This window comes from Paenibacillus sp. NPDC093718 (assembly GCF_050279985.1).
GTDB lineage: Bacteria > Bacillota > Bacilli > Paenibacillales > Paenibacillaceae > Paenibacillus_AQ.
On the sequence record NZ_JBNNUS010000011.1, the window covers coordinates 135,328 to 161,597 of the forward strand.

The following is a 26,270-nucleotide window of genomic DNA, read 5'->3' on the forward strand; positions in this document are numbered from 1 at the left end:
TACATAGTGTAGGAATGTGCCGACATCATAGGAGGAAAAATATGGTTATGAAAGTGCTACGGCAAAATCGCTGGGTTGCGCTGCTCATCGGAGCGCTCTTTGTGAGTTTGTCTCTTATAAGTTTACTTGGAATGCAGACAAAGGCGGAAGGGGAAGAACAGCAGCAGGATATGCCGAAGTTCGTGACGGCTGCCCCGGCTCCTGTAAATGACCCTGATCTATTTGTAAAAGACGCGAGTACCAAGCAGGATAGGGAACCTGTCAATATTTTGTCTTCAATTGTTTTCCAAGAGTGGAATAAGCCGGGGAGCAAGAGTCATGCTTTTTCAAACGCAAAAGGCATAGGTTTGGCTGAAAACGGATATTGGAACTCGCAACAAGCATTGAAGGCTGCAGATGAGAAAAAGAAACCATCGAAATCTCAGGCTGCGGACGGGAAACCGGCAAAACAAAAGGGGACGCATGTCGTCAAATCTCAGACTGAAAGCTTAACCCCCCCCACAACTTTATTCTTCACAAGAACAAATACGTTAACCCAGGATCAGAAAGACAAAGCGACCTGGACCTATGATTTGTCAGCTGAAGAACTGCTTCTGCTCCAGAAGATTGTCATGGCAGAGGCGGAAGGCGAACCGTACGAAGGCAAAGTAGCCGTTGCTAACGTTGTCTTAAACCGGCTGCGGTCCGCTAATTTTCCCGATACGATTACCGATGTCATCTATCAAAAGCACCAATTTAGTCCTGTAGCGAACGGGCGTCTTAAACGTGTCAAGCCGAACAAAGAGACGATTAAATCCGTGAATGCGGCACTTCATGGCCAAAAAGAGGTAAAGGACGATACGTACTTCTTCCTGTCTTTGAAGCTGGCTCAGGACCTGACGGTACATCATTCAAGAACATTTGTTAAAAAAATAGGAAATCACTCTTTTTACAAGTAGTCCCCGTATGGGTAAACTAGGATGTAGGAGGTGTGTTTAAGCATGAATATTACGTATTACGGCCATTCAAGCATTTTGGTGGAAGAAGGCGGAGTTCGTGTGATCATCGACCCGCTGCTATCAGGGAATCCTGGCTCCGGCATTGAGCCCAAGGACGTAAAGGTGGATGCGGTTGTGCTGACGCATGGGCACTCCGATCATTTTGGCGATTGCATCGAGATTGCGAAGCAGAATGATTGCCCGATTATCGCGGTCTATGAACTCGCTGTGTATTGCGGCAGCCTGGGTGCCAAATCCCATGGAATGAACATCGGCGGAAGCGCGCAATTCGATGGCTTTAGGGTGAAGTTTACCCCTGCCTTTCATTCTTCATCCATTTCGGTAGGGGACAACTGGATCTATGCAGGGCAGCCTGGCGGCGTCATTCTGACGATGGGCGGGAAAACATTCTATCATGCAGGCGATACGAGTTTGTTTGGCGATATGCGCTTGATCGGTGAGATGAACAACATTGATGCAGCTGCGCTGCCGATTGGGGATTTATTGACGATGGGCCCACAGGACGCCCTGTTGGCCGCACAGTGGATCCGTGCGAAGCATGTAATCCCAGTCCATTATGACACGTTCCCGGGCATTAAACAGGATGCAGGGGCCTTCTGCGACGAATTAGCCAAAACAGGCATTCAGGGACATCCATTGAAGGACGGAGAAACGCTGGAAATATAGATGGATTTTTCATATAAAAAGCTTCCCTGTCACGAAGACAGGGAAGCTTTTTTGGGGTAAAAGTTCAAAGGCGGGAATTATAGAGCATGCTATAAATATTAGGGCTGGTCCGCCAACAGTTTGACGACTTCCTCACGACAATCGGGCATGCGCCCTTCGGTCAGCAATCCCATGACCTGGCTGGCGCAGTGGTCGGGCTCCAGATGCGGTATGCGCCGCCGGCCGGCTCCATTACGTTTCTTACTCACCTGATCATAATGATCGGACAGCAGGTTCAGCCATTTGTCGACCACGGAAGGAGAGTCCAAAATTTCCGCATAGCCTTCGCTGACAAAGAAATGGGAATTCACTTCTTCCTGTCCCGGGATAGGCTCATAGAACAGCATGGGAATTCCCTTGGCGGCTCCCTCTGTACAAGTCATCCCGCCTGGCTTTGTAATGAGCAAATCCGACACTTCCATGAGGTTATGTATATCGTCGCGATACCCGAGAACATGAATGTTGGGATGCTGAAAGATCGGGTCTTCACGCATGCTGGCAACCAGCTTCTCGTTCTGTCCCATACAGAAGACCAGCTGGATATCATCGGCCCTGCTGGCCAGCTTGCTGAGCAGCTCCTTGTTGAATACGAGACCCCAACCGCCCCCCATAATCAGTACGGTTGGCATGTTCTTTAATTGAAGCTCGGCTTGAAGCGCTTCTCGATTGCCTCTTTCCCAGAACTTGGGATGCACCGGAATGCCGGTCACATGAATGAATTCGGGCTGAATGTCCCGCCGCAGCAGCATTTGTTTCACATGAGGCGTTGATACGAGATATTCATCCACTTCCGGATTGACCCAGGTGCCATGGGCATCATAGTCGGTAATCAGCGTATAGAGCGGAACCTCGAGTCCCTGACGCTTCAGGCGGGAGACCACGGCATTAGGGAAGGGGTGGGTACATATGATAAGATCCGGTTTCAGCTGCTCGATGACCTGCTGAGCCTGCGCGTAGAAGATACGGTGCAGCGCGAGCCGCGTCAAACGGTTTAGCGATTTCTTATATTGCGAACGGTACAGCATGCCGACAAGGCGCGGACGGGTGCTGACGGTTTTTCGATAAGCGGATAAGATTAACGGCCCCACGGTTGGATTCAAAAAATTGCCGAGCTCAATGACACGGCAGTGGATGCCGGGATTCATCCGTTGTATACCTTCAGCCAGCGCATACGCTGCTTGCGTATGACCTGTGCCGAAACCCTCGGAAAAGAGGAGCACTCTTGTATATCGCATGGTTTCACCTACTTCTTTCTCCCTCTATCTTACAAAACAGGAATCATTTTTTGAAGAGCGGCGCGAAAAAAAGAGTATGCATCATAAGTATACGCGCAAAAGGGAAAAGCATTTCAATTATTTTACGGCTGGGAGTCAGAGCGTACACTTACATTAGACGTCATGATATAATTTGAACCCTGCATTCAGAATATTAAAAAATTTAACGAAAAAATATTGCAATGCCTCCGATTATCTGGTAAAGTGATTTTTGACCGATTGACCGAAAAAGTATTTTGGTCAGTTTTGGAATGAAGGCCAATCTAAAAAGATCAAGAAGGAGGGGTAAGCATGTCAGCTGTGGACCGTCGGAAGCAGGTGCTGGATGCTGCCTCCAAGTCGTTTGCTTTGTTCGGATATAAAGCGACGACGATGGAACAGGTGGCGAAGATTGCAAATGTAGGGAAAGGTACGATCTACACGTTTTTCACGAATAAGGATGAGCTGTTTGACGAGATTTTGCTGTCGGCCATTATGGAGATGAAGCGTATTGCCGAGCGGGAGATCCGGAAGGACAGAGATTTCTTCGACAATCTGTATCGGGTGCTGGATGCGCTGCTTGAATTCCGAGGCGAGCATGAGCTGTTCATTAAGCTATCGCAAGAGGTGCGGGATATTGGCACGCCGAAGGCGCATGAAGGGTTGACGAAGGTGGAGAACGGGATTGTCGGATATCTCGAGGGAATTGTGGAGCAGGCCATATCGATCGGCGAGCTCAAGCCGCTGGATGCTCAAGTGGTATCCTTCGTGATGCTGAAACTGTATGTTGCCCTCACGACGGACTTCAATCAGCTGCACAAGCCGCTGAGCAAGGAACAGATCAAGGAATATATGATGGTGTTCTTGGCTGACGGGTTGAAGGCTACTTCATAAGAAGGATACAGGAACCTCCTTCGTGATGAGGAAGGCGGACTCTCTAGGCTTTGAGGGATCGTCTTCCTTGCCAGGGATCGTTTTTTTTGGCCCAAACTGACTAATTGAGGATATTGGTCATTCTGTACTGGAATGTGATCTGCCACGATGCAGATTCATGTCGGCTGGTTATCTAGAGAAAAAAAGGAGAGAGACTGGATGAAGTCATTATCTGTATTTGCAAAAGATCTTGGCGCTGCCGTTCGGAATAAAAAAATATTGATTCCGATCATCGCGGTGCTGTTCATACCGGTCATGTACAGCGGTATGTTCCTCGGGGCCTTCTGGGACCCGTACGGGAAGATGGAGGATTTGCCCGTTGCGGTCGTCAATAACGACCAGGGCGCTGTTTTTGAAGAGAAGACGCTTCACGCTGGCGAGGATTTGGTTGCCGAGCTGAAGAAGGGAAAAGATTTTAATTGGCAATTCGTTGATCGGCAGGAAGCGGAGCAGGGCATGCAGGATAACAAGTACTACATGACCATCAGCATTCCCGAGAATTTCTCGCAGCAGGCGACCACTTTAATGGATGACCATCCGCAGCCTGCGCAGATCGTATTTGAGCCGAATGAAGGCTACAACTTCCTGGCGGCCCAAATCGGCGGATCTGCGGTGAAGCAGATTCAGTCCAAGGTGTCCGCGAAAGTGACGGAAGCCTATACGGAAACTCTGTTCGATCAAGTAGCCAAGGTATCGGATGGCTTGAGCGAAGCGGGAGACGGTGCAACCAAGATATCCGAAGGTGCCGTGAAGCTGGATGATGGCGCCGTGAAGCTGAAGGAAAATTTGGCTAAACTTGTCAGCGGCACACAGGAGCTTCAGGATGGAATCGCGCCTTTGACCAAAGGCGTGCAGGAGCTGAACAACGGTGCAGGCAAGTTGAACACAGGAGCCGGCACTCTCGCTTCCGGTTTGGATCAGCTTAAAGCGGGTCACAGCAAATTGCAAGCGGGAGCCGAGGAAGCTAGCAAGGGCGGTGCCAAGCTGCAAGCGGGGATTGAATCTGCCGCAGCCGGCAGCACCACACTGAATGAAGGCCTGCAAGCCAACCAGGCAGGGGCTTCCCAGCTTGCGGCAGGCGCGAAAAGCGCTCATGAAGGCAGCAGCAGCCTGAAAGCCGGGCTGAATCAATCGCTGGAGGCTACGGCTTCCTTGGAGCAAGGCGCCAAGGCCGTTGCAGACGGATTGAAGAAGCTGGCTGAAAGTAATCCGGAGCTGGCGCAAAGTCCGGAGGTTCAGCAGCTGCTGGCTGCGAGCCAATCCGTTGCCACTGGCACAAGCGGGCTGAATGCTGGCCAGAAACAGCTGGCACAAGGCGCAGCCGAGCTGAATCAAGGCACGTTGCAGCTGCAGGAAGGCGCCGGCAAGCTGAGCGCCGGAGCGAACCAGCTGGCTGAAGGCGGCAAACAGCTCGCAGCTGGCGGTCAAGAGCTGCTGGCTGGTGCCAAACAGCTGAGCGCCGGTCAAAGCCAATTGGCTGACGGCATGAAGCTGTTCGGCACGAAGCTTAGCGAAGCGGCAGCTGGGGGTAAACAGCTTGCAAGCGGAGCAGCCACCCTTTCGCAAGGGACGCAGCAGCTTGCAGGAGGAGCGGGCAAGCTCGGAAGCGGCGTTACCACGCTTGCCGACGGCTCGAAAAAGCTGGATTCCGGAGCCGGTGAGCTGGTAAACGGGATGAGTGAATTGAAGGAAGGCAGCGGAGAGCTTGCAGGCAAGCTGAACGAGGCTGCCGACAAGACAGGCGATATCAAAACAACCGACGAAACGGTCACCATGTTTGCCGGACCGGTACAGGTTGAAGAGCACAAAGTGAATGAAGTGCCGAACTACGGTACGGGATTCGCACCATACTTCCTGTCGCTTGGTTTGTTTGTCGGAGCACTGCTCTGTACGATTATTTTGCCGATCCGCAGTGCATCGGTACCGAATGCATCGGGCTGGAACCGGTTTGTCAGCCGTACGCTGTCCTTTGCCGGAATGGGATTGATTCAAGCGCTGCTGGCATCGGTCGTTATGCTGTACGGATTGAAGCTTGAGGTGCAGAGCGTTCCGCTCTTCTATCTCTTCTCCATCATTACGAGTTTGTCGTTCATGTTCCTGGTGCAAATGTTCGTCACATGGCTGGATCAGCCTGGACGCTTCGTTGTCATCGTTATCCTGATCCTCCAATTGACAACAAGTGCAGGCACGTTCCCGGTAGAGCTGATTCCGAACTGGATGAAGGCATTGAATCCGCTTCTGCCGATGACTTACAGCGTAAAAGGCTACAAGGACGTCATTTCCACAGGAAGTTTCGACGGCATGTGGGCCAATGTGGGTGTACTGGCCGGATTCGGTCTCGTATTCCTGGCTCTGACCGCCGTGTATTTCCTGGCTACCCGAAACAACAAGAAGGCAGCAGACACCGATACAGCGGTGACTGCATAAGCAAGATATCTATTATATGAAGGAAGAGGCTTCCCTGAAGGTCGATCAGATCTCGGGAAGTCTTTTTTTTGATGTCCGGGCGAAGCGTGGCAATGGAGAACCAACCTTGGAGCTGCATCATCTTATATTGGATCATGATCACTTGCCTCTCCCGTTGGAGAGAAGCTGAAGGGAAAAAGACGAGCGGATGGTTGTGGAAATGAGATAAGGTGAACAAAACCGCCTGTTCGGAATGTTATATTTGCATGTTTTTTTGCACTATTCTACATAAGTTTTAACTGTGTATTGTGATAACTCTCATAAAAACAATTCTTATCAAATTCATAAAAACTTTGAATTGCCTGCACTGTATGACGGTGATAAAATATATAGAACTAATAAATCTTACGTGTTAGGTAAATGTTACCCCTTGCCGCTTTTGCACAATACTGCATCACCTCAAGACAGTGTGTCCACTGCAGGAGAGGATTGATGTCCAACCTTTAAGAGGTTGTTCAAAAAGTCCGCTTTTGATCACGAGGTGAATCAGGAAGCCACTCGGCATCGAATCTTGAATTCAGCCGGGCCTTCCGGTGCTCACGTACCAAAAACGTACGCTCCACTCCTCAGTCCCTAGCTTCATCCAATCTTCTCGGTGCTGAAAACCGACCTTTTTGAACACGCGCTTTATGTTTTCTGTTATTGATCAGCAGCATTTTATTCTATACAAAGAAAGGTTGCATCTTATGAAACATACTGATTTTCCCCAGAAACAGGGCCTCTATGATCCGCAGTTTGAAAAAGATGCTTGCGGTATGGGTTTTGTTGCCCATATCAAGGGTAAGCCATCCCATGAAATCGTTAGCAGCGCGCTGACCATGCTTGCCAATATGGAGCATCGCGGCGGACAGGGCAGCGAGCCGAACTCCGGTGACGGTGCTGGGATTATGCTGCAAATTCCTCACTCCTTCTTCTCCGCCGAAGCAGCGAAGCTGGGCTTTGAGCTTCCGGAAGCCGGGCATTATGGTGCCGGCATGCTGTTCCTATCCCATGACCCTGCCGTCCGCTCGGCCCATGAGGATCAGTTGGCTTCTATTATTGCTGAAGAAGGCCAGACCCTGCTCGGATTCCGTGATGTCCCGACCCATGATGAAATGTTGGGTAAATCCGCAAAAGCGGCAAAGCCGTACGTCCGCCAAGTGTTCATCGGACGAAGTTCCGACATTCAGGATGATCTCTCGTTCGAGCGCAAGCTGTATGTGATCCGCCGCCGCGCCGAGCTGGCGATCCGTTACAGCGGCAAGCCCGAAGGCGACAGCTTCTATGTATCCAGCCTGTCCTGCCGGAAAATCGTGTACAAAGGTATGTTAACGACGGAGCAGGTAGGGGAATTTTACCTGGATCTGCAGCAAGAAGGATTGGAATCCGCTATTGCGCTGATTCACTCCCGTTTCAGTACGAACACGTTCCCAAGCTGGGAACGCGCGCATCCGTACCGCTTCATGATTCATAACGGCGAGATCAACACGCTGCGCGGGAATGTAAACTGGATGCACGCCCGTCAATCGCTGTTCGAGCATGAACTGTTCGGAAGTGATCTCGAGAAGGTTAAACCTGTCATCAACCCGGACGGATCCGATACCGGGATGTTCGATAATACATTTGAATTCCTGTATCTCAGCGGTCGTTCCCTGCCGCATGTGGCCATGATGATGGTCCCTGAGCCGTGGAGCAACCATGAGAGCATGGATAAGACCAAAAAAGCGTTCTATGAATACCACAGCACGCTGATGGAGCCATGGGACGGCCCGGCAGCGATGGCGTTCACGGACGGTGTTCAGATCGGGGCTACCCTGGACCGGAACGGACTGCGTCCATCCCGTTATTACGTAACGAAGGATGATCTGATCATTCTGTCCTCCGAAGCGGGCGTTCTGGATATTCCGCCGGAAAACGTGCTGTACAAGGACCGTTTGCGTCCTGGCCGGATGCTGCTTGTTGACACGAAGGAAGGCCGGATCATCTCCGACGAAGAAGTCAAAGCAAGCATCGCCGAGGAACTTCCATACTCTGAATGGCTGGATGAGCATCTGGTAGAGCTTCATGATCTCCCTGACGCGCCGGAACTGCCGGATCCGAAGCATGAAAATGTACGTCAGCTGCAGCAAGCCTTCGGGTATACGTATGAGGAACTGCGCAAAGTCATCGAGCCGATGGCGATCACGGGTGCGGAAGCTGTCGCATCCATGGGATACGATGCACCGCTTGCGGTGTTGTCCGACCGTCCGCAGCGGCTGTTCAACTACTTCAAGCAGATGTTCGCCCAGGTGACGAACCCGCCGATTGATGCGATTCGTGAAGAACTGGTCACTTCAACGGCAACAACGATCGGTCCGGAGCGTAATCTGTTGAAGCCCGAGCCTGAAAGCTGCCGTCACATCCGTCTGGATTCGCCGGTGCTTTCGAATGAAGATTTTGCGAAGCTGCGCCACGTTCGTCGTCCCGGCTTCAAGTCTATGACCATTCCGATCTTCTTCCCGGCAGCGGAAGGAGCAGAAGGGCTTCGTCAAGCGATCAATACCCTCTGCGAGGCAGCGGACCGGGTCATCGCCAAGGGCCATAACATCTTGATCTTGTCGGACCGCGGTGTGGATAAAGACAATGCGGCGATTCCATCGCTGCTTGCCGTATCATCTCTTCATCATCACCTGATCCGTCAGGGAACCCGGACCAAGGTGGCGATCCTGCTTGAATCCGGTGAGCCTCGCGAAGTACATCATTACGCCCTGCTGCTCGGTTACGGCGTGAGCGCGGTCAACCCGTATCTGGCGTTCGAAACACTGGATGACATGATTGCGGAGGGCATGCTTCGCGGGATCTCGCATGAGAAAGCCGTGAAGAATTACATTAAAGCGGCAAGCAAGAGCGTCGTTAAAGTTTTATCGAAAATGGGGATCTCCACGATCCAATCTTATCGCGGAGCTCAAATCTTTGAGGCTGTCGGCCTCAAAGAAGATTTCGTAGAAAGCTATTTCACACGGACGCCGTCCCGTATCGGGGGGATCGGTCTGGAAGAAGTGGCCAAGGAAACCCTGGCTCATCACGAGCGTGCCTTTACTGATAAGGACGGGAACGATAAAGCGCTGGATTCGGCCGGCGAATATCAATGGAGAGCTGACGGGGAAGAGCATTTGTTCAACCCGAGAACCATCCATTTGCTGCAGCAGGCGGTCCGCACCAATGACTATGCAACTTACAAGAAATATGCAGAGCTTGTGAAAGGTGAGAATGAGCAGCATCTTACGCTGCGCTCACTGCTTCAAATCAAGCCGGTCGGCGAGCCGGTACCACTGGATGAGGTTGAATCCGTAGAATCCATCATGCGCCGATTCAAAACGGGCGCGATGTCATTCGGCTCGATCAGCAAGGAAGCGCATGAGAGCCTTGCGATCGGGATGAACCGTATCGGAGGCAAGAGCAATACGGGTGAAGGCGGAGAGGATCCGGCCCGTTTCATCCCGGATGCTAACGGCGATTCCCGCCGCAGCGCCATCAAGCAGGTGGCTTCGGGACGTTTCGGCGTAACCTCCAACTACCTGGTGAACGCGGACGAAATCCAGATTAAGATGGCACAGGGCGCGAAGCCGGGCGAAGGCGGACAGCTGCCGGGCCGTAAAGTGTATCCTTGGGTAGCCGAGGTTCGCGGCTCGACGCCGGGTGTTGGTCTGATCTCCCCGCCGCCGCATCATGATATCTATTCCATTGAGGATTTGGCAGAGCTTATTTACGACCTGAAGAACTCCAACCCGCGTGCGGATATCAACGTGAAGCTCGTATCCGAGGTGGGTGTGGGCACGATCGCTGCAGGTGTTGCGAAGGGCCGCGCGGATATCATTCTGGTCAGCGGTTACGATGGCGGTACGGGGGCTTCTCCGCAAGGCTCGATCCGTCATGCGGGCATGCCGTGGGAGCTTGGCCTTGCCGAAACCCATCAGACGCTCATCATGAACAATCTGCGTGACCGCGTCGTGCTCGAGACGGATGGCAAAATGCTGAACGGACGCGACTTGGTGGTAGCGGCTCTGCTTGGAGCCGAGGAGTATGGGTTCTCTACGGCACCATTGGTTGCCATCGGATGTATCATGATGCGTGTCTGCCAAATGGACACTTGTCCTGTTGGCGTAGCCACTCAGAATCCGGAGCTGCGTAAGAACTTTACAGGAGATCCGGAGCATGTTGCCAACTTTATGCGCTTTGTCGCTCAAGACATGCGCGAGCTGATGGCAGAGCTGGGTTTCCGCACCGTTAATGAGATGATTGGACGTACCGACTGCCTGGATGCTGTCAAAGCGGATCATCACTGGAAGAAGAAAGGCGTGGATATTTCCGCATTGCTGTATACGCCGGAGCTTCCGGAAGGCAGCACTCGCTATCGCAGTCAAAGACAGAATCATGGCCTGGAAGAAACGCTGGATATCCGTTCGCTGCTAGACAGCGCTGCGCCTGCATTGGAATCGGGAGCGGCGGTAGAAGGCACCTTCCCGATCACAAACGTGGATCGTGCAGTGGGTACGATTCTGGGCAGTGAAGTCACGCGCAAATACGGCGCTGCCGGACTGCCGGAAGACACGATTCGATTTAACTTCGTGGGTTCCGCAGGTCAGAGCTTTGGTGCCTTTGTGCCGAAAGGGATGACGCTGACGGTTGAAGGGGATGCGAATGACTATATCGGTAAAGGCCTTTCCGGCGGCAAGCTGATTGTGAAGCCGTCACCGAAAGCAACCTTCAAAGCCGAGGAGAACATCATTGCCGGTAATACCGCGTTTTATGGTGCTACAGGCGGCGAAGCCTACGTAAGAGGCATTGCCGGCGAGCGCTTTGCCGTTCGTAATTCGGGTGCGAGCATTGTGGTTGAAGGTGTCGGCGACCATGGCTGTGAATACATGACCGGCGGCCGGGTAGTCGTTCTCGGTGAAACCGGACGGAACTTCGCAGCCGGGATGTCCGGTGGGGTGGCCTACGTCTATGATCCTGAGGGAACTTTTGTGGATCGCTGCAATCTGGAGATGGTACTCCTTGAGCGCGTAGAGGAAACAGCAGAAGTGGAAGCACTCCATCATCTTATCCGGCAGCATGAGCAGTACACCGGCAGTGTGCCTGCACAGCATATTCTAGGGGACTGGGATCAGGCGCTCAGCCGCTTTGTTCGTATTATTCCGAAGGATTACAAACGCATGCTGCTGCATATCGAGAAGGCTCAAGACCAAGGGCTGGCAGGTGAAGCTGCGCTTCTCGCCGCATTTGAAGCAAATATGAAAGAGTTGGCTCGTACAGGGAACTAACATCTGATGATAGATCAGCTGAAACCACATTGTGTTCTTTAATGAATGCAATGTGGTTTTTTTTCATATATAAATAAGTTACGATGGTCTTGTTAAGAAACTATGGTTTTCAACAAAATATTCCAAAAGAAAATTCGACAAAATTAGAACCCGAAGCATAGGACAAAGGCTCCACAAGACGACAGCATCATGTGGATTCGTTCGTTATAATATTGGTAAGTAAGTTGTTTAATAGGTTGTTGCTGTATACATGGTAATTTCAACAAGTATTAGCAGCTGGGATGGAGAGGAAATTATAGATAAGCGAGGTAGTTGTGGAAATGAGTGTGGACAAGGAGAGAGGCTCCGGAAGCACCGAGCAGCGGCTTGACCAGCAGAAAACGAACATTGACATCAATAAGCTCATGACTCAATTGGGAATCCATCCTGATAAATGGCTGCAAATGGAGGAATTAAGAAAAGATTAAATATGATCTTATGGAGGCAAAAAAATCCCCGGCTTGTAGTAATGAACGTATCCTACACGGCGGGGATTTTGTAGTTCTTAGGCATGAGCATTATTTCATGGCCCGTTCCATGCGAACAAATGCAATAAATCGCTTGGCTTCATCTTCGGTTAGCTTGCGGCCGTCCACCGTAAGGTTAAAGCGTTCCAATAAATCCTCATCGGATAGTTCAAGGCCGTCCACAAATGATCGAACCTCCGCATCAAGCACCGTTTTTTCCTGTGTCGTTCTCCCGATCAGATAATCTATGGATACGTCAAACAGATCTGCCAGGCGGGTCAATGTTTCGAAATCGGGCTTGCGCCGATTTTTTTCATAATGGGATAGTGCAGCACGTGTAATACCGACAGAGGTAGCGAGCTCTTCCTGAGTCCACCCATGTTGTTCACGTAATTCAGATATTCGTTCTCCGTAGTTCACGCATTGATCCCCCTTTCGAATGGCTTGTATCTATAGAAGTTAATTGAATAAATCAATAAAGTTAAAATTACCGGTTTATTATATACATAAAAAGACTACTTTTTATTGACTAGATACAATGTGTATCGTATTATAAACATTAATGAGATACATATCGTATCTGCAATGTAAAGGTTTGGGTACAGTTAGTATCATTTTATCCAGCGCAGAAATGTCCCATACCAAAAAATTATAATAAGGAGCGGATGGGTTACCTCCAATGTTACGAGAACGGCAACACCAAATTACGGTAAGGATTAGAGTCATGCAGATCGGGCAATTAACCATTCATGGGAAAAGTCATTCCGTTACACCGCTAGAGTTGGTGCCAAGTGGTCTTGTATTCCTATGTCCTTGGGAAATACCGATTCATTCTAATATTATATTGGGTTACGAAATTGATGATAATGTGGATCATATTCTGCTTTCGGGCCACATTGAATCAAGGGGACTCTTTTATGGACGCCAATTGTATCATACAGAATTCCATACAGACGGCGATAAAAAGACCCGTATCGTGGGTATGTTGAACCGAATGATGTTCGGTCACAGCGAGTCGAATAAAATGAGTCTCTATAATTGAAACGTAATTTATGGATAGCCTGCAGTGAACAGGGAATCCCGATGCATTATTATCATGGTTTATTGCTATTCTACTATATTTACGTTGCTTGGTCATTAGTTCTTTTACCTTAAATCCGTATGCATGATGAGGGATAGGTTTAGAATATCGTTGTTTTTCTCCTACTAATAAAGAGACTTCATTATATGATTTCATATGTAGATTTTTATCTAATCTCGAATCGGAGTTATATATTTAGTTCATTGTGATCATGAAACATCCTCGATACATATTTCTGCTGGTTTCCCTTCTCCTATCTTTGTTCAAGATGATTTCACGGTATTAATTTATTCTTTAAGTCGTGATTTAACATTGACCTTTAACGGGACAGTATAAGGTCAACGCAATGGAGGCATCACTGGATGAAAATGACAAGGAAATGGGTCCTGTGGCTGCTGGCTATTCTTATACTGCTGCCTTCAGCTTATCTTTTGTATACGTATCAATCCATTAAATCGACAGCAGTTCGGATTTACGAAGAGCGGGAGCCTTCGCCTGTAGTTCCAACATTCGTACATGATCGGACGACTATTCAGCTCGGAGAGAAAAACATGAAGAACGCTGATCCATTTACTGTTCTGGTTTTGGGCGTAGACCAAAGGCCCTATGATCGTGGACGATCCGACGTCATGATATTAATGGCCGTAAACCCTGCAAAGGGGTCAGTACTCATTTTTAATATTCCACGTGATACCAGGACTGATATTGTAGGACATGGAACGGTGGATAAAATTAACCATGCCTATGCCTTTGGAGGCGTTGAGATGTCGATCAGCAGCGTGGAGAATTTTTTGCAATTCCCTATCGATTACTACATTAAAGTGGACATGGAGGGCTTCTCCAGCATTGTAGATTCATTGGGTGGAGTCACCGTGGATAACCATATGCGTTTCGAATATGCAGGCTATGACTTTGATCAGGGGGAATTGAACTTAAACGGTGAGGAAGCATTGGCATTCTCGCGTATGCGGTTTGAAGATCCTAAGGGGGATTTAGGCAGGAATGCAAGGCAACGGGAGGTTCTGAAGGGGATCTTAAATAAGTTGATAAGGATTTCGACTGTTTTTAAACTGGAATCACTGTTGGATAACATTGGAAACAGTGTCAAGACGGATATTTCGTTTGAAGAGATGAAGATGTTTGTAACAGAGTACCGTCAAAAACTGAAAAAGGTTGAGCAGGTTGAAATCGCAGGCCACGGTCAAAAAATGAATGGAATTTGGTATTATATCGTCGCTGATCAAGAAAGAGAAAAGATAAGGTCTACGTTACAAGCGTATATGGAATGACTCGTAACACAAAACCCCCTTTTTGAGTAGAGGGGGTTTTTGTGTGTGAAGTAGAATATCGAAGTTTTTGGTTATTTTGATTATTTTTGAGTGGGGGGGCTTGAACAGACTATCTTCCAATGATTTGATCAATCGTGGTTTGAAATACGTCCGCTAATCTTGTTAGCGTTTCCAAGTTTGGTTCTCTGCGATCTTTCTCATAATGCGATAAAGAAGCCCGACTGATACCAATACGTTCGGATAGCTCTTCCTGGGTCCAACCTTTTTGCTCCCGCAATTTTGCAATGCGAGATCCATATGACATTCACAATCACCTCTCTACAGGTTCCATTAATTTAGAGCAAACCTATATCATATAAAATATCTAATATGATACAAAATGTATCTTAAATTCTGTTGATCGTCAATACATATTGTATCATTTATTAAAAATTTAGAAAAAAATGTATCTTTATCATTCCGATATAATGAGTATCCCAGGTCCTGTAGTCTCATCATAATTTGGTTGATTTAGGTTTGACAAAGAGTAACAATTTATATAGAATTTTTGTAGTGGATACATTTTGTATCATACTGTGCATAGATATAGATGCATCTATCCCGAAAGAGGAGATGACGGGATGAAAGAAGTAATGATGTATTGCGTCAGTTGCTGTCGGATGCTTCCTATTGCACAAAGCCACAGCTTGTATAAAACCGGATTCTATAAGCATAATGTTCCGGCGGGAGTCTGCAAGGCGTGTCAATCGGCTTTGTTGGTGCATCGCGAGTAGACGGCTCCATTAATAGGCAATATAGGGGTCATGCATTCAACAATTTTGTCCTTTGCTCTAGTATTGTATAATTGTGGAGATTGCATGATACAAGGGCAAAGGAGAATAGATTACATGAAGCAGGAACCGCTGGTAAGACTGCTCGGGGTTACGAAGAAAATCTCGTCCAAGGTTTTAGTGGATAATGTGACTTTAGATATCCCCTCTGGACAAATCTTCGGGTTTCTTGGACCGAACGGGGCTGGCAAAACAACGACCATTCGGATGATGGTCGGGCTGATGTCCATCACTCAAGGGGATATTACCATCGGGGGTTACAGCATTCGGAAGAATTATGAGCAGGCAGCCGCCCAGATTGGCGCGATCGTCGAGAACCCGGAGATGTATAAATTTTTGTCTGGTTATAACAACCTGAAGCATTTTGCGCGCATGATGCAGGGCATTACCAAGGAACGTATCGATGAGGTAGTGGAACTCGTAGGGCTCGGGAATCGGATTCATGAGAAAGTGCAGACCTATTCGCTGGGGATGCGCCAACGGCTCGGCGTGGCACAGGCACTGCTGCACCGGCCGAAGCTTCTGATCCTGGACGAGCCTACGAATGGCTTGGACCCGCAGGGCATTCGGGAGCTGCGAGATTATTTGCGCAGATTAACGCAGGAGGAAGGGATGACCGTATTCGTCTCCAGTCATTTGCTGTCCGAGATGGAGCTGATGTGCGATACCGTTGGCATTATACGCCACGGCAAGCTGATTGATATCCGGCAGCTGCGGACGGCTGAGGGAGAGCGCGTGTTTGAAGAGACGGCATTTACCGTCAATGACGCGGAAGCAGCGGCGGCCCTGCTCCAAGAATTCCAAGCGTCAGCCCGCGATCATCGAATCATTGTCCGCGGTGACGAGAATATGATTGCGGATATCAACGCGGCATTGGTCGGAGCCGGCATACGCGTTTATGCCATACAGCCGGTGACCCGGTCGCTTGAGGATCAATTCTTGGAAATGACGGGAGGGGGATTCGTTGTTGAATAACTTCACCCGTCTCGTAGCCAATGAGAATATGAAAATTTATTATCGCGTACGGACATGGGTCATGCTGGCGATTCTTCTCTTGTTTAATGTGGCTATGCCTACGATGCTGTACTTTACGAATGCGCCGATGGATGTCTGGACCGTATTCACCTGGACGGAGAGCTTCACCATCTACCTGAGTACGATCTTCACGGTGATCATCGCGGCGGATATCGTGGCAGGGGAGTTTGCCGGAGGGACTATCAAATTGCTGCTGATTCGGCCGTGGAGCCGAGGGAAGATTCTGTTGTCCAAATTCACCGCTCTGATTCTATTCGGTCTGCTCTGTGCAGGAATCACGGCTGTGGTGGGGATCGCTATGTCGCTGCTGTTATTCTCCGGAAGTACCGGATTGTCGGGCGGATTCGAGGGATCTTCGATGAACAATTCGCTGCTTCTCCTGCTGACCGATACGATCCAGGCGCTGATCATCTCGCTGATTGCGTTTATGCTTTCTACGGTGTTTCGTTCTGGCGGTTTGGCGATTGGATTATCGCTGCTGGTGCTGTTCACCAAGGATATTTTCGGCTTTATCTTTAATCCGGAGCGGTTTGCATGGGCGAAGTACTTACTCTTTCTCCACACCGACCTGAGCGGCTACATTCAGTCGCCGGCCGGACCGGGGGGAGTGGGGCTCGGTTTCTCCATCACGATTCTGGTTGTCTATAGCTTGTTGTTCATGCTCATCTCTTGGTTGGCCTTTACGAGGAGAGACGTTGCAGCTTAATTTATGAATAAGAAAAGAGCTCCTTCTGCCCGTGTGAACATGGATGGGAAGGGGCTCTTTGATGATGTCGGCTGAAAGAGCCAGCCGCTCTATATAAAACTGCCGGGTTCGAGTGGTCGTCCATACGCTTAGGTTACCCTGCTTCCGAACGCTGAAGCGGCAGTGTGGTGTCCGTTGACTCCGCAGCATCCTGATTGGAGGTTGGATGGTCCATCCGGCTTGCTCCATTCAGGAGTCCGCCTTCCATAACGATCAGGGAAGCGGCGTAAACATCCCCGTACATTTGTCCCGTAGGCGTAATGGTCAGTTTGTTTTCCGCCGTTACATCGCCATACACCTTGCCGGCCACGATGACCTCCCGAGCGGAGATATTGGAGCGGGCAATGGCTTCTTCGCCGATGGTGACACAGCCTTGGCTTTCGATGGAGCCGTTGAAGCGGCCGTCAATCCGCAGGTTCTCTTCGCATTGAAGCACACCTTCCACTTCGCTTCCCGGCCCAATCAGCGTATCCGTTCGCTCTGAAGCCCGCTTGTTCTTGTTTTTCTTTTTCATATTATATTCCTCCTCATTAAAAATGGATGTTGTTACTGCAGATAAGGCAACGGGTCAATCGTCTGGTTGTTTTTGACGACCTGAAAATGAAGATGAGGGCCTGTGCTTCGCCCGGAAGACCCCAGCTTGCCGATGGTATCACCTTGATCGACATGATCGCCTACCGACACGTCCAGGCTGTCCAGATGCATGTACCAGGTCTCCAGTCCATTTGGATGTTTGACGACGATATAAAGTCCTCGAGCTCCGCTGCGTTCCGCTGCCGTCACCTCGCCGGCGCCGGCGGCATAGATCGGATCGCCGGTTTTACCGGCAATATCGATGCCGGCATGATAGGCCGAACGCCCGGTAAAAGGATCGCTCCGATAACCGAAATTCGATGTCAGCCGCTTAGAGGTGGTCGGCCATAGAGAGGGTGTGCCTTCACGTTTCTCTTGGGTTTCCTGAGCCTGATCCAGCGTACGCGGAATATGCTGCTCCATGCGAGAAATCAACTGCTGAATCTCCTCAAAATCATCCTGAGTCTCCTTCGCGAGACTTAACATTCCATTCTCATGAACGGCAATGAATTCCCCTCCGACATGCTGCTTATCCTCAGCTGTGATGGAGGAGGTCTGTCCTGACAAGCTGCCGTGCTTCTGAATAAACTGCTGAAGCTCCTGCTCCAGCTGCTGAACGCGCTCCATCTGGACCTTCGTTTGCTCTGCTTCGCCCGACAGCTGAATGATGGCTTTGTTTAGACGTTCTATGGCTTCTTCCTTGTCGGTAACCGTCACTTCCATCTTTAAGGCTTCCAGGTTTTTGAGCATCAGCTGCTGCTCCAGCCCCGAGATCGTCTGGGCCGACTGGATCTGCAGGGAAACGATCAGTCCGGCGATGGACAAAATAGCGGCCGCGGGCACCGCTATCATTAGAGGCTTGGACAGATGGATCTGTTTGACTGAATGCTGGGCATCCCGAAGCACCAGCAAGGTTAAGCGTTGTTTACGGTGTGTGGTTTTCATGGCATCTCCCTTCCATACATCGTTTATGGATCATGGTACCCGCTAGACTTGGCCAGCTCCTTATCTAGTATGTATTCTATTCTTTCGAAGAACATGTCAAAAATTATTAGATAAGAGAATTTATTCAGTATGGTGCGCCATTGGGTAATTGAATAAATACATATGGAATTGGTCAATGATGTAGTGTAGTTATTCGATTCAAAATACGACTATTATTCATGGTGAGGAGGCTGCCGGTATGGTGTGGCTTCTGGTTGCACTTATTACTTTTATTTTGCAGATGGTTGCAGTGCTGTTGCTGGAGTTTCGGAATCCGTCCAAGGCCGTGGCCTGGCTGTTTATTTTATTTTGCCTCCCATTGATCGGGTTTGTACTCTATTTCTTTGTGGCTAGGGACTATCAGAAGCGGTTGAAGATTCGCAAGCGGGGCTCCAGACAGTTTCAGGAGCTTAGGGGACACTTGTGGGATCGGGCCGCCGTTGTTCGGAACAAGGAAGGCATGAACAATCCGGAATTTCATCATAATGACCGTTTGTTCAATCTGCTCAATCACTTGTCGGAGAGCCCGATTACAGGCTGTAATCAGAGCCGCGTGTTGACGGATGGAGAAGAGACTTACGATGCCATGCTGAGTGCTATGGAACAAGCTAAAGACCACATCCATGTGGAGTTCTATATCTTTCGTCATGACCGGATTGGCACGAAGTTTCAGGAGGTCATGATCCGAAAGGCGCAAGAAGGCGTCAAGGTACGCCTGGTTTGTGACGGGCTTGGCAGTTATAAACTCAAGAAAACGTTCATTCGGCGGTTCAAGGAATCGGGAGTGGAGTTCTATTTCTTCCTGCCCGCCATGGTTTCGATGTTCAGCCGCAGAATCAATTACCGGAATCACCGTAAAATCGTCGTGGTGGATGGCATAATCGGTTTTCTTGGCGGGATTAACGTCGGGGACGACTATCTGGGCGAATATCCGAAAATGGGCTACTGGCGCGATACGCATCTGGAGGTAAAGGGCGATGCGGTTTACTTCCTTCAAAATGTGTTTCTGCACGATTGGAAGCTCGCATCCGGAGAGCGCATTGCGGATTTCGGGCTGTTCCCGGAGCATCAATGCACCGGGGATGAGCAAGTGCAAATATTGAGCAGCGGACCGGATTTGAACTGGAATGCCATCCAGGAGATGTGCTTTGGGGCGATATCCGTAGCCAAAGAACGGATATGGATCACCACGCCTTATTTCATTCCGGATGAAGGAATATATGAGGCGCTGAAGACGGCGGCGGTGAGCGGTGTGGATGTACGGATCATTATTCCGGATCATGCGGATTCCCGTTTTGTGAAAATGGCGAGCTTGTCTTATGTGGAAGAGCTGCTGGCAGCGGGAGTTACCTTCTACGAGTATGAAAAAGGATTTATCCATGCCAAGGTGCTCATTGTGGACGAGCTTCTCGGCTCGGTCGGCACGGCCAATATGGATATGCGGAGTTTTTTCTGTAATTTCGAGCTGACCGCCGTGCTGTTTGATCAGCTGCCCATAGAGCGGTTGGTTGCGGATTTTAAGGAGGATCTCAAACAGAGCAGGCTTATGGATCCGGAGGTGTTTCGTCAGCGCGGAAGATGGCAGAAAGCTGCCGAAATATTATGCAGGATGCTGTCTCCCATGCTTTAGCTTTAACATCTTACGCGGAATGCAGGGCAAACAAGTGAAATTCAGGAAGAAGCCTGAAAGTTTTATGTCCAGCATTTGTTTATATGATAGAATATTTATAAGGGTTTCACTTATAAATATAAATTAACTTATTTTTCATAAGTTGAACGGGGGAGATTTATGTCAAGTGATGTGAAGATTCTTGCACAAGTGAAAGCGGAGCAGCAGAAGCCGGAGAATCCCAAGGCAGGCTCAACCACCTTGAAGCTTCTCCGTCGTCTGGTGTTCTTAACTTTCGGTGCAGTACTAATGGCAGTAGGGCTGGAGATCTTTCTGGTACCCAACAAAATTATTGACGGAGGCATTACCGGGATATCCATTATGGTTTCCCATATCACGGATTTTCCGCTTGGTATATTCCTGACCTTATTCAACCTTCCATTTTTGTTTATGGGATATAAACAGATCGGGAAAACTTTTGCATTATCCACGCTGTTCGCTGTAGTGGTTATGTCCATTGGAACTTATTTTCTGCATCCGGTCGATCCGATTACCATCGATCCGCTGCTAGCGGCCGTGTTCGGCGGCGTTCTGCTCGGGATCGGGGTTGGTCTTGTAATCCGGTCCGGCGGCTCCTTGGACGGCACGGAAATCGTAGCCATTCTGATCAACAAGAAGACACCGTTCTCTGTTGGTGAAATCGTGATGTTCATTAACGTATTTATTCTGGGCAGCGCAGGATTTATTTTCGGTTGGGATCATGCCATGTACTCGCTGATTGCTTATTACCTGGCGTTTAAACTGATTGACATTACAATCGAAGGCATCGATCAATCCAAATCGGTATGGATAATCAGTGATAAGCATAAGGAGATCGGTGATGCGTTAACCCAACGTTTGGGACGCGGCGTAACCTATCTGGATGGAGAGGGTGCTTATACCGGGGACAGCAAGAAGGTTATCTTTGTTGTCATTACCCGTTTGGAAGAAGCGAAACTCAAATCCATCGTGGAAGATTGGGATTCCCAGGCTTTTGTTGCCATCGGTAACATCCATGATGTGAAGGGCGGCCGTTTTAAGAAGAAGGCCATACATTAATAACCATGAAGTGCTATGTTCCACCCACGTTGAGAGTTAACACGGGTGGAACGTTTTTTTGTTTAGGGGTTGTCTGTGTGCAAGTGAAGCGTCTTCTTCTCCCGCCCATAATGACGAATGATTCTTGTCATCGCCTGCACAGCCGCGGATTGACCGACAGCCTGGTTCACGGTTCCGGTGAAATAGAGTCCTGATTCGGGGTGATGGAAGGCAAATGCGCCGGATTGACCCCAGTGACCGATGAGTCCCCGTCCCAGGCTGAATGGAGATAGCGGCTGTCTTGAAATGCCGGTACCATAGAAAAAGGGGCCCGGTGCCCAGAGAAAATTCCATTGTCTCTGGAGTTCATCCAGATCACCTATCGGAAACAGTTCCCCGTTAAAAAAGGAGCGCAGGAACATCATCGTTTCCCTTGCCGTTGAGACGATGCCGCCTTCCGCTCCGATTGACGCCATGTACAGAGGAAGGTCCAAACGCTTTTTCTTATAATAGAAAGGAACGGGGCTTGTATCCTCGGGATCATGGAAAAAATACGTTTGTGTCAGATTCTGCCTGTCGAAAATGTACTCCTTGAATACGTTCTGAATGGGTTCGCCCTTGATATTCTCGATCATTCGTCCAAGCAGCCGGTAATTGGTGTCGGAATATTGGGCTTTATTTCTCTGGCCTGGTTTGAATTTGGGTTTTTGCCGTCTGGCCGCATTCAATGTTTTGTCCAGACTCCAAGCCTGATCATGCCCGGCGATGAGGTCGGAGAAGACCTTTCCAGAAAAATAGTCCGGGATGCCTGACGTATTGGACATTAACTGTTTTACGGTGATTTCTTTGCTGTAATCCCTGTTCTTCATCATATGGAGTCCCGTCATGATCTCTTCGGGGAGGTACTTGCCGATAGGATCATCGAGCCCAATCCGCTGCTTGGATCGTAATTTCAATATTACGGCTGTCACGTACAATTTGGTCACGCTGGCATTGAAGTAGCGGTCTTCAGTCTTCATTGCCCCGCCGCTGCTGACAAGGGATAGTGATTGCTCCTGGTCCTCGACGCACAGAACCGTGCTAAACACATTCTTTTTATTGGCGATCCGTTCCAACCATTCATCCAGAAGCGACTGCTCCAGGGCTCTTCCCATTCTCCGTATACCTCCTATAGATCGAAATGTATCGACACCTAACGCAGATTCATTTCTCTTGCTGTTTCCGCAACCGAGCGGCACGTATGAAATCTTGAGCAGCCTCGTCCATCATATGGATCATCTTGTCGTCATCAACGCTCTCCGTGAACAGATCATTGGCTAGCATGACACAGAGACCTGTCTGAAAGGTTTGCATTTTCAATAAAATAGATTGCAGCTCCTGATCAGAAAATCCCGCAAGCTCTGGATCCAACTTCATTAACCCGATAACCTCACGAATTTGTTCGGGGGTATTCTTCATGTGGGGATTGTTCTTCATTATCAAATCCCGGTAGAGCACAGGGTATTCCTTGGCGAATCGGAGACTTGCCATGCCGATATCCCGGAAGGGCTGACCGGACTTTTGCTCTGTAATCAATCCTCGGGCAACCTGGAAGGTCTTTTCGACGACCTGTTGAATCAGTTCTTCAGCATCGTTGAAATTGACATAGATCGGCGCGATGGAGCTGCCCAGACGTTCAGCTACTTTACGAATCGTAATGGACTCGATCCCATCGGTCTTGGCAATGTCAAATGCGGCTAGCACGATATCTTGTTTGGTGAACCTCGTTTTCGGTGCCATGACTGTCTGCAACTCCTTAGATAATTTATATGTGGAACAGTTGATACATATCACATGATATTTAATGATTATAAAGCGTAAATGGACGGAGTTCAACCGGTTACCACGAAGCGTGGTGGAGGTTGGTTTGTAAATCCAGTAAAATCCACTTATAATAAGAACATATGTTTGTTAAAATATGAAATAATTCAAGATAACAATACAGGATCAGAGGGGAGGAAGAGGAATGGCTCGTACGCAATATGAACGTATAACCACCAAACAGACTTTAAATAGAGTGAAGGAAGAGAGGATGCCCTTCGATTGGTCCATCAATCCGTACCGCGGGTGCGGGCATGGCTGCAGCTTTTGTTATGCTCGCGCTTTCCAGTCCTTTATCGGAATGGGGGCAGAGGATGAGTTTCAGCATCATATCTTTATGAAGTCGAATGCAGCGGAAGCGCTGGAGAAGCAGTTATCGAGTGCAGCAAGGAAGTTTGATCATGATATTGAAGCGATGCGGAGATCGATAGGACAGGTTACGATCGGTACGGCAACCGATCCGTATCAGCCGATCGAGAGCAAGGAGGGCATTACGCGGGAGTGCCTGAAGCTGCTAGCTAAATACCGCATCTCCACGAGCATTACAACGCGATCTCCGCTCGTGCTCAGGGATATGGACATATTGACCCGGATGGAGAATGTATCCGTCAACATGAGCCTCAACACGCTGAATGGGGACGTCATCCGGAAGCTGGAGCCGGCATCGCCTCATCCGGAGGGCAGGCTCGATACGATCCACCGATTATCGGCTGCAGGCATAAGAACGGGTTTGTTTGTGGCGCCTGTGCTGCCCTTTTTGACGGATAAGGAATCGGAGCTGAGGGAGCTTATGTCGCAGGCGAAGGTAAGGGGCGTTTCCTTTGCCATGATCTCGCTGCTGAGACTCTCACGCGATGTGAAGAAATGGTATATCGAAACACTGAAACACCAGTTTCCTGAAGTGGTTCAGCCTTACCGTGAGTTATATGCGCAGGGCGCATATGCCGAAGAGCATTACGTACGTTCCTTCAAGTCGATGGCAGCCAGGCTGCTGAACGAATGTGATCTGAATGGACTGACCCCGGGGGCATCTGCTGCTGGCGTGAGCCAGTCCGGGACGATCGGAAGCGGGACTTCTCAAGAGGATGGGGCGCAGGTGGAAGGCGCTCGCGATCAACTTCGTTCAGCGCAGGATTTGGCTGCTCCTGCACAGCCAAGGAAGCTGCCGCAACCGGCCGCGCCGGTCTCCGGGGAGGAGCTTATGCCGGATGTTGAGCAGCTATCCTTTCCTTTTTGACGCCGCCTTTCCTTGTGGCTTCAGATGTCGGATGACGTTCTCTATCGGTTGAGGAGGCAGGGTCTGCAGCAGGTCCCCCTTCTCTCTTAGCCGTTCCTCGATGTTCAGCAGATGAAACTCCGTGGGAGAAACGTCCTGACGGACCTCGTCCCAAGTGAGCGGCGTAGAGACGGTCCCCAGCCGCCTGGCCCGCGGGGTATAAGGAGCGGCGAGTGTCCTTCCGCTGTAATGCTGAAGATAATCGAAGTAGATTTTATCGCCGCGATTCTTCTTCAGCCGTTCAATGGTGAACAGCTTGGGGAACTTCTCGGTTACATATTGCCCCACGAATTGGCCGACCGTTCGAAGTTCATCGAACGTAATGCCTTCCTGAATGGGGACGATGATCTGGACCCCGGTAGCACCTGAGGTTTTCGGGACGGAGGACAGGCCCAACGAGCTCAGTACGTCCCCTACAATGGCAGTCGCCTCCATGATGCGCGGCTCCTCCGGCAGCGTTGGATCCAGATCAATCATCCATTCGCAGGGCAGATTGCTGCCTGCGAGGTGCAGTGAAGGGTGAAACTCAAGCGCAGCCAGATTCCCCAGCCAGAGCAGCTCCGGCAGTCCGTTGAGCAGCACGTAGTTAATATTTTCGTGCACATAGGTCTGAACAAAGGGAGGCAGCGGCTCCGGCGCATTTTTCTGATAGAAGGACTCGCCTTCGGCTCCGTGCGGATACCGGATGGTCGTGAGCAGCCTGCCCCGGCAGTACCGGAGCAGGAACGGGGAGATGGCCGCAAGCTTTTGCAGATACATCGCTTTGGTAATGCCGACTTCCGGCCAAAGCGGTTTGTCTGGATTCGTAATTTGAATCTCCTGTCCCTCGATCGTCAGGGTGCCTTTGACGGTACGAGCCATATGGTTTACACCCCCTCAATCGATACGAGTTTGGGATGGCGCATCATGCCATCCTGACTCCACTCGAGAAATGTGACCTGAACTGAAAGCGGCTGGCTAAGCCAGGCCAGCTGTTCCTTCTTCAGGTCGGTATGGAGCGTACTCCATATCGCGTCAGCACGATGCATTTCGGCATATTGCAGCAGCCTCTTCTTCGTCTGCTCATTAAGCCCCAGGGAGGCACGGCCGATGTAATTGCCATCGTCATCGGCAATGACAAGGCTGGCCACACGGCCTTCCCTGATGATCATGGCGACGGCGGTGGCTGTCATGTTCACGGCAATCTTTTTCTTGTACCAATCCCGGTGTTTTTTGCCTTCACGATAAGGAGAGGAAAGACGCTTCATTACAATGCCCTCCCATCCCCGTGCTTCGGCCCAATTCCATAAATGCTCGCCTTCAAGAAACAGATCCGCGGTCAGCAGGCCCGGCGTGTCGGAAACAATCTCCTTCAGGCGGTGGTGACGTTCAAGATAGGGCAGCTTACGCAAGTCTTGGTCGCCGTCCACCAGAATATCGAAGAGAACATAAGTAAACAGAGGAGCGTTCGTGCTGATCGCACGCGAACGCTCCCGCTGAAGAACCTTCTGAAACACGGGACGACCCAGCTCGGGATGAAAATAGACAACCTCACCATCCAAAAGAAGACGCCGTTCATGCAAGCCGGATAATGCCTGAACGACTTCGGGATACAGCGACGTTTTATCGAGCAGCTTGCGGGAATATAGCGATACGCGGTTTTGATCAAGTCCGGCCAGTATGCGCACACCGTCCCATTTCAGCTGATAACCCCAATCCTCGCCCGTCGTGATCTGATCCGTCGAGATCGGTGCCATCGGCTCTTTGGGCAGCAGATTCTGCATTTGTC

20 protein-coding genes and 1 pseudogene are annotated in these 26,270 nt (G+C 49.9%); 12 read left to right on the plus strand and 9 right to left on the minus strand.

The annotated features are described in order from the left end of the window. The first annotated feature begins 41 nt into the window (after positions 1–41). Positions 42–938 (plus strand): cell wall hydrolase, encoded by an 897-nt coding sequence (locus tag ACQKPA_RS27220; protein WP_427495573.1) that lies wholly within the window; start codon positions 42–44, stop codon positions 936–938. Positions 939–980: 42 nt separating this feature from the next. Further along, the gene (locus tag ACQKPA_RS27225) at positions 981–1,664 is read left to right on the plus strand and encodes a metal-dependent hydrolase (RefSeq protein WP_427495574.1); all 684 of its coding nucleotides are present in this window, start codon (positions 981–983) and stop codon (positions 1,662–1,664) included. A 98-nt stretch (positions 1,665–1,762) separates the two neighbouring features. On the opposite strand, the gene ACQKPA_RS27230 is transcribed toward ACQKPA_RS27225, so the two are convergent. Beyond that, positions 1,763–2,938: an MGDG synthase family glycosyltransferase gene (locus tag ACQKPA_RS27230; protein WP_427495575.1), complete on the minus strand. Its 1,176-nt coding sequence runs from the start codon at positions 2,936–2,938 to the stop codon at positions 1,763–1,765. A 330-nt stretch (positions 2,939–3,268) separates the two neighbouring features. Between ACQKPA_RS27230 and ACQKPA_RS27235 the strand changes: the two genes are divergently transcribed. The 4 genes from ACQKPA_RS27235 to ACQKPA_RS27250 all read left to right on the plus strand — a co-directional run bounded on the left by ACQKPA_RS27235 (position 3,269) and on the right by ACQKPA_RS27250 (position 12,104). Beyond that, on the plus strand, positions 3,269–3,850 hold the full coding sequence (locus ACQKPA_RS27235; RefSeq protein WP_071222484.1) for a TetR/AcrR family transcriptional regulator: 582 nt from the start codon (positions 3,269–3,271) through the stop codon (positions 3,848–3,850). Positions 3,851–4,048: 198 nt separating this feature from the next. Further along, positions 4,049–6,316, plus strand: coding sequence for a YhgE/Pip family protein (locus ACQKPA_RS27240; RefSeq protein ID WP_427495576.1), 2,268 nt, complete (start codon positions 4,049–4,051; stop codon positions 6,314–6,316). Positions 6,317–7,041: 725 nt separating this feature from the next. Beyond that, positions 7,042–11,637, plus strand: a complete 4,596-nt coding sequence (gltB, locus tag ACQKPA_RS27245; RefSeq protein WP_427495577.1) for a glutamate synthase large subunit — start codon at positions 7,042–7,044, stop codon at positions 11,635–11,637. 320 nt (positions 11,638–11,957) lie between these two features. Further along, complete coding sequence (locus ACQKPA_RS27250; RefSeq protein WP_179090689.1) at positions 11,958–12,104, plus strand: hypothetical protein; 147 nt, start codon at positions 11,958–11,960, stop codon at positions 12,102–12,104. 90 nt (positions 12,105–12,194) lie between these two features. Here the strand turns inward: ACQKPA_RS27250 and ACQKPA_RS27255 are convergent, their stop codons facing one another. Next, on the minus strand, positions 12,195–12,563 hold the full coding sequence (locus tag ACQKPA_RS27255) for a helix-turn-helix domain-containing protein (RefSeq protein WP_076324736.1): 369 nt from the start codon (positions 12,561–12,563) through the stop codon (positions 12,195–12,197). 1,212 nt (positions 12,564–13,775) lie between these two features. Between ACQKPA_RS27255 and ACQKPA_RS27260 the strand changes: the two genes are divergently transcribed. Beyond that, entirely contained in the window at positions 13,776–14,513 is a 738-nt protein-coding gene (locus ACQKPA_RS27260) for an LCP family protein (protein ID WP_427495578.1), read from the plus strand. Positions 14,514–14,625: 112 nt separating this feature from the next. On the opposite strand, the pseudogene ACQKPA_RS27265 reads toward ACQKPA_RS27260, so the two are convergent. Further along, positions 14,626–14,817, minus strand: a pseudogene (locus tag ACQKPA_RS27265) (helix-turn-helix domain-containing protein); the annotation flags it as partial. A 583-nt stretch (positions 14,818–15,400) separates the two neighbouring features. Here ACQKPA_RS27265 and ACQKPA_RS27270 point away from each other — a divergent pair. Beyond that, positions 15,401–16,318, plus strand: a complete 918-nt coding sequence (locus ACQKPA_RS27270; protein WP_427495579.1) for an ABC transporter ATP-binding protein — start codon at positions 15,401–15,403, stop codon at positions 16,316–16,318. Beyond that, on the plus strand, positions 16,311–17,084 hold the full coding sequence (locus ACQKPA_RS27275; RefSeq protein WP_427495580.1) for an ABC transporter permease: 774 nt from the start codon (positions 16,311–16,313) through the stop codon (positions 17,082–17,084). Before ACQKPA_RS27270 ends, ACQKPA_RS27275 begins: the two co-directional genes overlap by 8 nt. 133 nt (positions 17,085–17,217) lie before the next feature. Here ACQKPA_RS27275 and ACQKPA_RS27280 read toward each other — a convergent pair whose 3' ends face one another. Continuing rightward, positions 17,218–17,637: a bactofilin family protein gene (locus tag ACQKPA_RS27280; RefSeq protein ID WP_071222492.1), complete on the minus strand. Its 420-nt coding sequence runs from the start codon at positions 17,635–17,637 to the stop codon at positions 17,218–17,220. Positions 17,638–17,669: 32 nt separating this feature from the next. Then, entirely contained in the window at positions 17,670–18,641 is a 972-nt protein-coding gene (locus ACQKPA_RS27285) for a M23 family metallopeptidase (RefSeq protein ID WP_427495581.1), read from the minus strand. Between the two features lie 238 nt (positions 18,642–18,879). Between ACQKPA_RS27285 and cls the strand changes: the two genes are divergently transcribed. After that, a complete protein-coding gene (cls, locus tag ACQKPA_RS27290) occupies positions 18,880–20,310 on the plus strand; it encodes a cardiolipin synthase (RefSeq protein ID WP_427495582.1) in 1,431 nt (476 codons plus the stop codon). 159 nt (positions 20,311–20,469) lie between these two features. After that, on the plus strand, positions 20,470–21,387 hold the full coding sequence (locus tag ACQKPA_RS27295) for a YitT family protein (protein WP_427495583.1): 918 nt from the start codon (positions 20,470–20,472) through the stop codon (positions 21,385–21,387). 62 nt (positions 21,388–21,449) lie between these two features. On the opposite strand, the gene ACQKPA_RS27300 is transcribed toward ACQKPA_RS27295, so the two are convergent. Beyond that, complete coding sequence (locus tag ACQKPA_RS27300) at positions 21,450–22,520, minus strand: serine hydrolase domain-containing protein (RefSeq protein WP_427495584.1); 1,071 nt, start codon at positions 22,518–22,520, stop codon at positions 21,450–21,452. 49 nt (positions 22,521–22,569) lie between these two features. Beyond that, positions 22,570–23,145: a TetR/AcrR family transcriptional regulator gene (locus tag ACQKPA_RS27305; RefSeq protein WP_427495585.1), complete on the minus strand. Its 576-nt coding sequence runs from the start codon at positions 23,143–23,145 to the stop codon at positions 22,570–22,572. A gap of 226 nt (positions 23,146–23,371) precedes the next feature. Here ACQKPA_RS27305 and ACQKPA_RS27310 point away from each other — a divergent pair, with 226 nt between their 5' ends. After that, on the plus strand, positions 23,372–24,463 hold the full coding sequence (locus ACQKPA_RS27310) for a radical SAM protein (protein ID WP_427495586.1): 1,092 nt from the start codon (positions 23,372–23,374) through the stop codon (positions 24,461–24,463). On the opposite strand, the gene ligD is transcribed toward ACQKPA_RS27310, so the two are convergent. After that, a complete protein-coding gene (gene ligD, locus ACQKPA_RS27315) occupies positions 24,446–25,363 on the minus strand; it encodes a non-homologous end-joining DNA ligase (protein ID WP_260067935.1) in 918 nt (305 codons plus the stop codon). The genes ACQKPA_RS27310 and ligD overlap by 18 nt on opposite strands. A gap of 5 nt (positions 25,364–25,368) precedes the next feature. Beyond that, a complete protein-coding gene (locus ACQKPA_RS27320) occupies positions 25,369–26,265 on the minus strand; it encodes a DNA ligase (protein ID WP_427495587.1) in 897 nt (298 codons plus the stop codon). Between the last annotated feature and the right edge of the window lie 5 nt (positions 26,266–26,270).

What these genes read in the sequence shown, in the direction of transcription:
- ACQKPA_RS27220 (WP_427495573.1), top strand. Translation starts at nt 42, where the DNA reads ATGGTTATGAAAGTGCTACGGCAAAATCGCTGGGTTGCGCTGCTCATC.
- ACQKPA_RS27225 (WP_427495574.1), top strand. Translation starts at nt 981, where the DNA reads ATGAATATTACGTATTACGGCCATTCAAGCATTTTGGTGGAAGAAGGC.
- ACQKPA_RS27230 (WP_427495575.1), bottom strand. Translation starts at nt 2,938, where the DNA reads ATGCGATATACAAGAGTGCTCCTCTTTTCCGAGGGTTTCGGCACAGGT.
- ACQKPA_RS27235 (WP_071222484.1), top strand. Translation starts at nt 3,269, where the DNA reads ATGTCAGCTGTGGACCGTCGGAAGCAGGTGCTGGATGCTGCCTCCAAG.
- ACQKPA_RS27240 (WP_427495576.1), top strand. Translation starts at nt 4,049, where the DNA reads ATGAAGTCATTATCTGTATTTGCAAAAGATCTTGGCGCTGCCGTTCGG.
- gltB (WP_427495577.1), top strand. Translation starts at nt 7,042, where the DNA reads ATGAAACATACTGATTTTCCCCAGAAACAGGGCCTCTATGATCCGCAG.
- ACQKPA_RS27250 (WP_179090689.1), top strand. Translation starts at nt 11,958, where the DNA reads ATGAGTGTGGACAAGGAGAGAGGCTCCGGAAGCACCGAGCAGCGGCTT.
- ACQKPA_RS27260 (WP_427495578.1), top strand. Translation starts at nt 13,776, where the DNA reads ATGAAGAACGCTGATCCATTTACTGTTCTGGTTTTGGGCGTAGACCAA.
- ACQKPA_RS27270 (WP_427495579.1), top strand. Translation starts at nt 15,401, where the DNA reads ATGAAGCAGGAACCGCTGGTAAGACTGCTCGGGGTTACGAAGAAAATC.
- ACQKPA_RS27280 (WP_071222492.1), bottom strand. Translation starts at nt 17,637, where the DNA reads ATGAAAAAGAAAAACAAGAACAAGCGGGCTTCAGAGCGAACGGATACG.
- ACQKPA_RS27285 (WP_427495581.1), bottom strand. Translation starts at nt 18,641, where the DNA reads ATGAAAACCACACACCGTAAACAACGCTTAACCTTGCTGGTGCTTCGG.
- cls (WP_427495582.1), top strand. Translation starts at nt 18,880, where the DNA reads ATGGTGTGGCTTCTGGTTGCACTTATTACTTTTATTTTGCAGATGGTT.
- ACQKPA_RS27295 (WP_427495583.1), top strand. Translation starts at nt 20,470, where the DNA reads ATGTCAAGTGATGTGAAGATTCTTGCACAAGTGAAAGCGGAGCAGCAG.
- ACQKPA_RS27300 (WP_427495584.1), bottom strand. Translation starts at nt 22,520, where the DNA reads ATGGGAAGAGCCCTGGAGCAGTCGCTTCTGGATGAATGGTTGGAACGG.
- ACQKPA_RS27305 (WP_427495585.1), bottom strand. Translation starts at nt 23,145, where the DNA reads ATGGCACCGAAAACGAGGTTCACCAAACAAGATATCGTGCTAGCCGCA.
- ACQKPA_RS27310 (WP_427495586.1), top strand. Translation starts at nt 23,372, where the DNA reads ATGGCTCGTACGCAATATGAACGTATAACCACCAAACAGACTTTAAAT.
- ligD (WP_260067935.1), bottom strand. Translation starts at nt 25,363, where the DNA reads ATGGCTCGTACCGTCAAAGGCACCCTGACGATCGAGGGACAGGAGATT.
- ACQKPA_RS27320 (WP_427495587.1), bottom strand. Translation starts at nt 26,265, where the DNA reads ATGCAGAATCTGCTGCCCAAAGAGCCGATGGCACCGATCTCGACGGAT.